The organism is Solemya elarraichensis gill symbiont (assembly GCF_002021095.1).
GTDB lineage: Bacteria > Pseudomonadota > Gammaproteobacteria > Chromatiales > Chromatiaceae.
This window is the reverse complement of the sequence record NZ_MPRK01000071.1, coordinates 1-7,912: the sequence shown is the minus strand read 5'-3', so window position 1 is coordinate 7,912 and position 7,912 is coordinate 1. Positions and strand designations below refer to the sequence as shown.

The following is a 7,912-nucleotide window of genomic DNA, read 5'->3' as shown; positions in this document are numbered from 1 at the left end:
CATATTGGTGAGGTGATTGTTTTTCCGGACTAATCGCCCCGCGATCAAACTCGGGCCCGCTATAAACCCCTAACCCACGATCCAATCAACCATATAAATTCCCACCCCATTTCAAGCAAACCGTCATCCTCTTTTGCTATTATATAAAGATCATTCAGAAGAACCGGATAGACGCATATGAGAATCAAGACTCTTTTCAAGCTGGTCATCGGCCTGGTTATCATCGCAGTGATTGCGGTTGGTGCCTTTATCACCTTCTTTGATCCCAACGATTACAAGCAGCAGATTGTTGAGCAGGTGCAGGAAGAGACAGGCCGGAGCGTCACCATTGACGGCAAACTGGGCTGGGAGCTCTATCCGCGTATCGCCATCAGTGCCGAGGGGGTTACCCTGGGTAATCCGGAGGGCTTCAGCGCACCCAACATGCTGCAGGTCAAACACGCCTCATTCAGCGCTGCGCTTGTGCCTCTTCTGCGTCAGGAGATTATCGTTGAAAGCGTTTCTCTAGATGGCGCAACAATCGCACTTGAGCGTCTTGCCAACGGTAAGGACAACTGGAGCGACCTGCAGAAAGGAGGAGACGATGAACGCCATGAAGGTGACGGAGACCGTGGCGACGCAGATATCATGGTCAAGCGAATCGAGATCAGCGACTCCTCTTTTTCATTCAACGATGCACAGGCAAAAGAGAAGCTCTCGCTGCAGATCAACAAGGTGACTACCGGTATGCTCGGTGCCAGGCGTCCGGTGCCTGTTGAGCTTGATCTTGTGATGGATTCGAGCCGCGTTGGTCAGTATGAACTGAAGGGCAAAAGCACCCTGACTGTCGACGAGAAGTTTTCATACATTAATGCACCTGACTTACAGTTGACACTGACACCAATGCAGCATCCTGAGCAGCAGGTCAGCATTAGCGGCAACATCGGTCTTGACCAGGAGCGCAAGCAGTTTGTCATGCGTGATTTTGAGATCACATCTCCCGATGGCGCCAGCGTCAAGGGCGAACTGCAGGCAGCTGACTACAGCAGCAAGCCACAGGTTGAGGGCCAGCTGGATATCGATTCGCTGTCGATCGCGTCACTCGCAAAAGCGTTCGGAGCAGATGCATCCGGCCTGCCTGAGAAAGTTTCCGGCAACATGGTGATCAAGACTGCCGGTGACACCGTTAATATCAACCCATTGAGTATCAAGGCAGCTGGCGGCAGCATCGACGGTAACCTTGCGCTCAAGACACCCATTGATAAAGCAACCTACAGTGGCAGTTTCAAGATTGCACCACTGAACCCGGGCAAACTGATGCGCGAGCTTGGTATGGAAGCACCACAGGTTTCATCAGACAAGGCGCTGAGCAACCTGGCCGGTAGTTTCTCATTTAGCGGTGACATGGATCATGTGCAGCTGAAACCGTTAAACATCAAGCTGGACAGCTCCACTATTAATGGTGATGTCAGAATCACCCGCTTCAGCAATCCGCACTTTGCATTCAACCTTGCGGTCGACAAGATCAATCTCGATCATTATCTTCCACCGACCGGTGCAGATGACAAGAAAGAGTCAGCTGCAGTCAAAGAAGCCAAGGCAGCAAAAACCGTCAGCGGCCTGCGACTGGATGGTTCTGTAAAGATCAATTCACTGCATGCATCCGGACTGAACATGAGTAACTTCAAGGCGAACATCCTCTCCGCAGGAGGAGAGACACGCCTGTCACCACTCTCTGCCGGCCTCTACGGTGGCAGCTACAACGGTAATATTGTCCTCAGGGGTAAAGGCAAGCGCCTTACCTGGTCTGCAAACGAGCGTCTTAAAGGCGTTAACCTTGGCCCGCTTCTCAAGGACCTGGTTGGCCAGGAGCGTATCGACGGCAAGGCCGACATCACACTGAAACTGAATGGTTCAGGTGTCGGAAAACAGCAGATGATGTCTTCACTTGGCGGTAACACAACTTCCGTCGTCAGGAACGGTAGCGTCAAGGGTGTTAACCTGGCAGCCGCACTGCGCGAGGCCAAGGCCAAGCTGAACAACAAGCCGGTTGCAAAAGCCAAAGAGCAGCGTCAGACAGACTTTGCCGAGTTAACTGGTACTGCGACCATCAAGTCTGGCATTGTGACCAACAACGACCTGGTTCTGAAATCACCTTTTCTGCGAGTCACTGGAAAGGGCAAGATCAACCTGCCATCCAGCTCGGTCAACTACCTGCTGACAACCAAGGTCGCCAGCACAGTTAAGGGGCAGGGCGGCGCAGAGTTCAGCGATCTTGAAGGACTCACAATTCCGATTCGTGTCAAAGGACCTTTTGACAACCTGAGCTATTCGATTGATCTCGAGGAGTTGCTCAAAGAGCGTGCCAAGCAGGAGCTTGAAAAAGAGAAGGATAAGCTCAAGGGCAAGCTGCTTGAGAAGCTGGGTTTACCAGGTGCAGAAGAGGCACCGGCTGATGCAGCGGCAACAGACCAGGCAGCACCGGCTGCGGAAAAGCCGAAAAAGAAAAAGAGCCTTGAGGACCAACTGAAGGATGAGTTGTTTAAAGGGCTTAAGTTCTGAGTGGATACCGGCTCAAGGCCGGTATGACAACCATTTTTTCGTCACCCCGGGCTTGACCCGGGGTTCATCCGTAACAGTGCACGCACTCCTGGATACCAGCTCAAAGCCGGTATGACAAAATAATCAGCACTTCTCCGCAGTGATATAACAAATCCACCCGGCATCGGCATCAGCACTGGTGACAGGCTCGAACTCACCATCCCCTTCACCATCTTCATCAAACCCTTGCCAGTAGAAGGTGACATCAAAGCCGCATTCGGTGAGCAGGTCTTTAATCTCCGGTAGACTCCACAGGCGCCACACGTAGTGAAATGCACTCTCTATCGAACTGCCGTCGGGAAAACCGAAGTGAATACTGCATTCGAGTTCATGGGTCACCGGGTTGAAACGTTCCTGTTCCCATGTGTAAGTGAAACTGAGATCACCATCCTCGATCTCGCGTTCCTCGATTATTTCCTGGTGGGATTCATAACCGCCATAGGAGTCAAGGAAGAGGATGCCATCATCGGCAAGTGCTTTGTGTACGCGTTTGAAATAGCGCTTCAGTGTGTCTCGATCCATTAACAGCCAGTAGCTGAAGTTCATTGCAGAAACCACGTCGACAGTTTCTGTCTCAACCTCAAGCACATTCTCTTCGATCAGTTCAATGCGTTTGCGCTGTGCCGGTTTGAGTTGGGCAATGTTGTTATCTCTACTCCACTGCAGCACTTCCTCATCGAGGTCGACACCAATGGCATGATTGTTCTTGTTGCGCCTGACCCACTCACAACAGACCTCGGCAGGTCCGCAGAAGTCTTCACGCAACAGGCGGGCAGGGCGGCCTTTGAGTTCACGAAAACGCTTTTCAACAAAATCGATCTCGGCTTCTGCACACTGTACTGACAGCTGGTACAGGCGATGACGGTCAGCCTGCTCGGCGAGTGTTTTTTTCTTACGGGTTTTGGCCATTGGTGGTTTGTTTAAAATTATTATGGTGCCAAGTTTAAACTAACTGTTCGTGTTTGTGTTACACCTTATCGTCATTCAGGTTCACAAGTATCGTCTAACTTGCATCTTATAACTTGCTACAATCCCCGCATGACCTGGCTAGCCGTACAAACCAAATCCCGCCAAGAGCAGATTGCTGTCGACAACCTCGAACGTCAGGGCTTTGTTGTCTACTACCCGCGTATCAGTAAACGCAAGCGTGTACGCGGCAGTTGGAAGATGGTAACCAGTGCACTTTTCCCAGGTTATCTCTTCTTGAAGGCCGACCTACAACAACAGGATGTTTCAGTTGTTCGTTCGACAATCGGTGTTACAAAGCTTGTTCGCTTCGGCACCCACCTGGTGCCAGTACCTGAAGAGGTGATCGGCTTTCTGCAGCAGCATGAAGATGCGCAACTACAAAGCCGCGTCGATAATGAGTGGCCGCACAAACCAGGCGACAGGGTAGAGATCACCGAGGGTCCGTTTGCCGGTCTCAGCGGAATCTACCAGGTCGAGAAAGATGATGAACGCATCATTCTTTTACTTGACCTCCTTGGGCGGCAGAGTGAAATCACCATAGAGCGCACAAGCCTCGGTTCGGTCGTGGAGGAGTAGCGTGCTGGCATACTGGTTCATCTACCTGTTGCCTGGATTTATGGCAATCGCGCTGTCACACCGGCACAAGCTTCAGACTTTTCGTTCGATGGGCTGGTTCTGGCTGATTTTCGTCTTGTTTATCGGCCTGCGCTACGAGGTCGGTGGAGACTGGGGCAGCTACCTGCAGCATTACGAGATGGCCTATGCTGAGCCTCTGATGTCCCTGTTGTCGGGCGCCGGTGATCCCGGTTATGTCTTGCTCAACTGGATTGCGTCAAATAACGACTGGGGCATAGGTTTCGTTAATCTCGTCTGCGCGGCCATTTTTATGACCGGATTGATCAGTTTCAGTTCGAAACAGCCTGCACCATGGCTTGCATTGACAATTGCCGTCCCCTACCTGGTTTTTGTGGTTGCCATGGGCTATACGCGGCAGGGTGTGGCATTGGGCCTGATATTCCTTGCCCTGAACTGGCTCGAGAAGCGTAATCTGTTCTGGTTTCTGTTCTATATCGTGCTGGCTGCACTCTTTCATAAATCTGCCATGCTACTGGTCGGGCTCGGATTATTCATCACAACGGGAAACTGGCTTTTTCGTGGGTTCGTGGTGATGTCGATCGCCTATGGTTTGTGGGGCCTGACAGTGGCGGACTCCTACGAAGCGTTATGGGCGAGCTATGTCGATGCCGAGATGGAGTCTCAGGGAGCGCTGATTCGCACTGCAATGAACCTGGCACCTGCACTGGTTCTGTTGCTGTTTCGCAGGCAGTGGTTGCGAGTTTTTCCTGATGGCAGATTCTGGATATGGATGGCGTTTGGTGCTGTTGCGGCAGTATTCCTGGTTGGTTTCGCCTCGACCGCGGTGGATCGCATCTCTCTCTACCTGACACCGCTGCAGGTGGTGGTTTTGTCACGCATGCCGTACCTGTTTTGCAACAAGATCTCACCCCTGGTGACAACAATCATTATCGTGCTTGGTTATGCAGCAGTGCTGTTCGTGTGGCTCAATTATGCCACCCATGCCACGTACTGGCTGCCGTACAGGAGCCTGTTGTTGCCGTAGTCTTCCAGGGGGGTGCGATTAATATCCTGAGGTAACAAAAAATTCATCTAAGCTTTGAGTACGCAAAAGGGTGCGACTTTGCTATGATAAATCATTGATCTATATGGATCTCCTAAACTAATGGTTCTTATGCTGTATTACCGTCATTTTTCATTTCATCACCAGTTCCTCAAGCGTGCTTCAGGGCGTATTTCTTTTTCTCTTGTGTGGACCATTCTGCTTTTAATGAGTGCCATTCTATTGCCTTTGAGTGTAAATGCTGACTCTATCCTTGATGACCTGCAGTACGATTCAATTAAAAAACAGCAGTCGAATCAGAACCGGGCAACAACGAACACAACAGGTAAAGGACTGATTCAAGGTGGTGAAAGTATCCAGGTTCCCGCACCACCTGTTGCCCAGGCAACTGCACCGGGCATCAGCGTGCCAACTGCACGGACAGCAAACGATTTTGCCTATCGTATCGGTCCGCAGGACAAAATCACCATAGAGGTATTCCAGGTTGAGGAGTTGAATCACACTGCGCGTGTTAATACGCAGGGGTTCATCACCATGCCGCTGATCGGCGCTATCGAGGTAGGCGGCCTGACGGTAGAAGAGGCTGAGCGCCATATTGAGAAAGTACTGGGGGAAAAGTACCTGCAGGATCCGCACGTCACCCTGAGCCTCTCCGAGTTCGCCAGCCAGCGCATCACCCTCGAGGGATGGATCGAGAAGCCCGGCATCTACCCGCTCAAGGGTAAAACAACCCTGTTACAGACGATGGCGATGGGTGGCGGAGTACAGCGTCTTGGTGACGCTACAGAGGTGGTTGTCTTTCGTGAGATAGGGGGAGGCAATACAGTCGGCTACAAAATTGACGTGACAGAAGTCAGGTCGGGCAAACTGCCAAATCCGCTGGTGTTGAATAACGACATCATCGTGGTGCCGGAACACGGCAGCAAGGCCGCCTTCGAGGGTGTTACCGGTACGCTTCGCAGCTTTCTGGGTATTTTGGCTTTTCCCTTATAAGCAGGCTGAGCTTCCATTGACTAAGCTAGTATCTACAGTGAATAAAACGGATTCGAGTAAAATCTAGATGTATCGACGAAACAGAGACGACAACAATAATAACGGACCTGACCATAAGGGCATTATCGTCAGGGAAGAACAGCATCAGCAGATGATGACCTATGCCGGTTATCAGGGTATTGCGCAGGCTGAAGAGAAGCCGCTCGACCTACGTGCCTACTGGTCTGTTATCGTCCGCCGCAAGTGGCTGATTGCGATTGTTGCGCTGTTGGTGCTGTTCGGCACTTTCATTATGACGTCGCTGGAAACACCTATCTATCGTAGCTCTACCACGGTTGAGATTGGCATCGAGTCTGGCAATATCACCGAGTACGACAATATCGGTACTCGCACCACCGGCGGAAGTGACTACTTCTGGACCCAGTACGAACTGCTGAAAAGCCGTACCGTTGCAGGCAGGGTGGCTTCTGATCTCGGGCTGATTTCCGTTAGCCAGGTGTCGGGTGAACAAAATCAGTCACTATTTGGTCAGTTCGGCTCATGGATGAAGAGCCTGGCAGCAGTAACCAAGGAGTTCTTCGTTGGTGAGTCAACTGTAGAGGCTGGTATTGTCCCCGTAGTTCCATCCCCAGCATCATCCATTCAGAATCACCTGCTGAGTAACCTGACGCTTAAGACCATCAGGCAGTCTCGCGTCATTAGCATTAGCTACGATAGCCCGGACCCTCAGCTGGCGGCAAAGATTGTCAACGCCTGGGCTGATGTCTTCGTTAATATCAACCTTGAACGCCGTTTCGATGCCACCGCTTACGCAAAAGAGTTTCTGACCGAGCGTCTCAAGCAGGTGCGTATCAATCTCGAGGACTCGGAAAACAAGTTGGTCGACCATGCTAAAGAGATGGAAGTGGTCGACTTTGAGCACAAGCAGGATGAGTTGCTGAAGAAGATAGGAGATCTCAACAGCACGATTGGTGAGATAGAGGCGCGCCGGATCACTTCCGAGTCACAGTACCGTGAAATGCAGGCGAGTGGCGATACCGGCTTTTCCCGATTCCAGGATAATTCGATTATCCAGGGCTATAAACAACGCCTTGGCGACCTTGAAACCGAATACCAGACCAGCCTGAAGATCTACAAGCCGGCTTATCCTAAAATGGTTCAGTTGCGCAAGGAGATCGACGAGATCAAGTCAAAAATGGCCAAGGAGATCGACTTCATCAAGTCATCGATCCGCACAGAGTACAATACTGCTTTGCGCGAAGAGTCGATACTCAAAAAGCAGCTGGAAGAGCAGCAGGCAGAGATTTTGGCCCTGCGAAACAACAGCACCAGCTACATGGCGCTCAAGCGCGATGTCGAGACCAATCGCAATCTCTATGACGGTCTCCTGCAGCGTATGAAAGAGGTTGGTGTTGCGGCTGGTCTCACCACCAACAACATCTCGGTGATCGATCGCGGCCTTGTTGCGATGACGCCTTACAAGCCAAATATGCAGAAGAACCTGCTGCTTGCACTGATTGCGGGCCTGGTTCTCGGTATTGGCATGGCATTCCTGTTTGAACATCTTGATGATACAGTCAAGTCGCCGATGGAGCTGGAGAAGCTGACGGGCCTGACAATCCTCGGCATTATTCCCGAAGTCGACATGAAGATTGAGGGAGTCAAGGATGCCGCAGAGCTGGTCAAGAAGGATCCGCGCAGTGCTGTCGCCGAGGCCTACAGATCATGCAG

At 51.5% G+C, this 7,912-nt stretch carries 6 protein-coding genes; 5 read left to right on the top strand and 1 reads right to left on the bottom strand.

Annotated elements, in window-relative coordinates; all coding sequences use genetic code 11:
* Positions 1 to 177: 177 nt before the first annotated feature.
* Entirely contained in the window at positions 178 to 2,541 is a 2,364-nt protein-coding gene (locus BOW51_RS05185; protein WP_078476764.1) for an AsmA family protein, read from the top strand.
* Between the two features lie 123 nt (positions 2,542 to 2,664).
* Here the strand turns inward: BOW51_RS05185 and BOW51_RS05180 are convergent, their stop codons facing one another.
* Positions 2,665 to 3,489, bottom strand: coding sequence for a class I SAM-dependent methyltransferase (locus BOW51_RS05180; RefSeq protein ID WP_078476763.1), 825 nt, complete (start codon positions 3,487 to 3,489; stop codon positions 2,665 to 2,667).
* Positions 3,490 to 3,618: 129 nt separating this feature from the next.
* Here BOW51_RS05180 and rfaH point away from each other — a divergent pair, with 129 nt between their 5' ends.
* The 4 genes from rfaH to BOW51_RS05160 form a co-directional block, all read left to right on the top strand.
* Complete coding sequence (gene rfaH / locus BOW51_RS05175; protein ID WP_078476762.1) at positions 3,619 to 4,125, top strand: transcription/translation regulatory transformer protein RfaH; 507 nt, start codon at positions 3,619 to 3,621, stop codon at positions 4,123 to 4,125.
* Position 4,126: 1 nt separating this feature from the next.
* Positions 4,127 to 5,170 carry an EpsG family protein gene (locus BOW51_RS05170; protein ID WP_078476761.1) on the top strand — a complete coding sequence of 348 codons (1,044 nt, stop codon included), beginning with the start codon at positions 4,127 to 4,129 and terminating at the stop codon, positions 5,168 to 5,170.
* Between the two features lie 120 nt (positions 5,171 to 5,290).
* Positions 5,291 to 6,181, top strand: a complete 891-nt coding sequence (locus tag BOW51_RS05165) for a polysaccharide biosynthesis/export family protein (protein ID WP_078476760.1) — start codon at positions 5,291 to 5,293, stop codon at positions 6,179 to 6,181.
* A gap of 67 nt (positions 6,182 to 6,248) precedes the next feature.
* Positions 6,249 to 7,912 (top strand): GumC family protein (locus BOW51_RS05160; protein ID WP_078476759.1); only part of this gene is annotated, 1,664 nt, incomplete at its 3' end.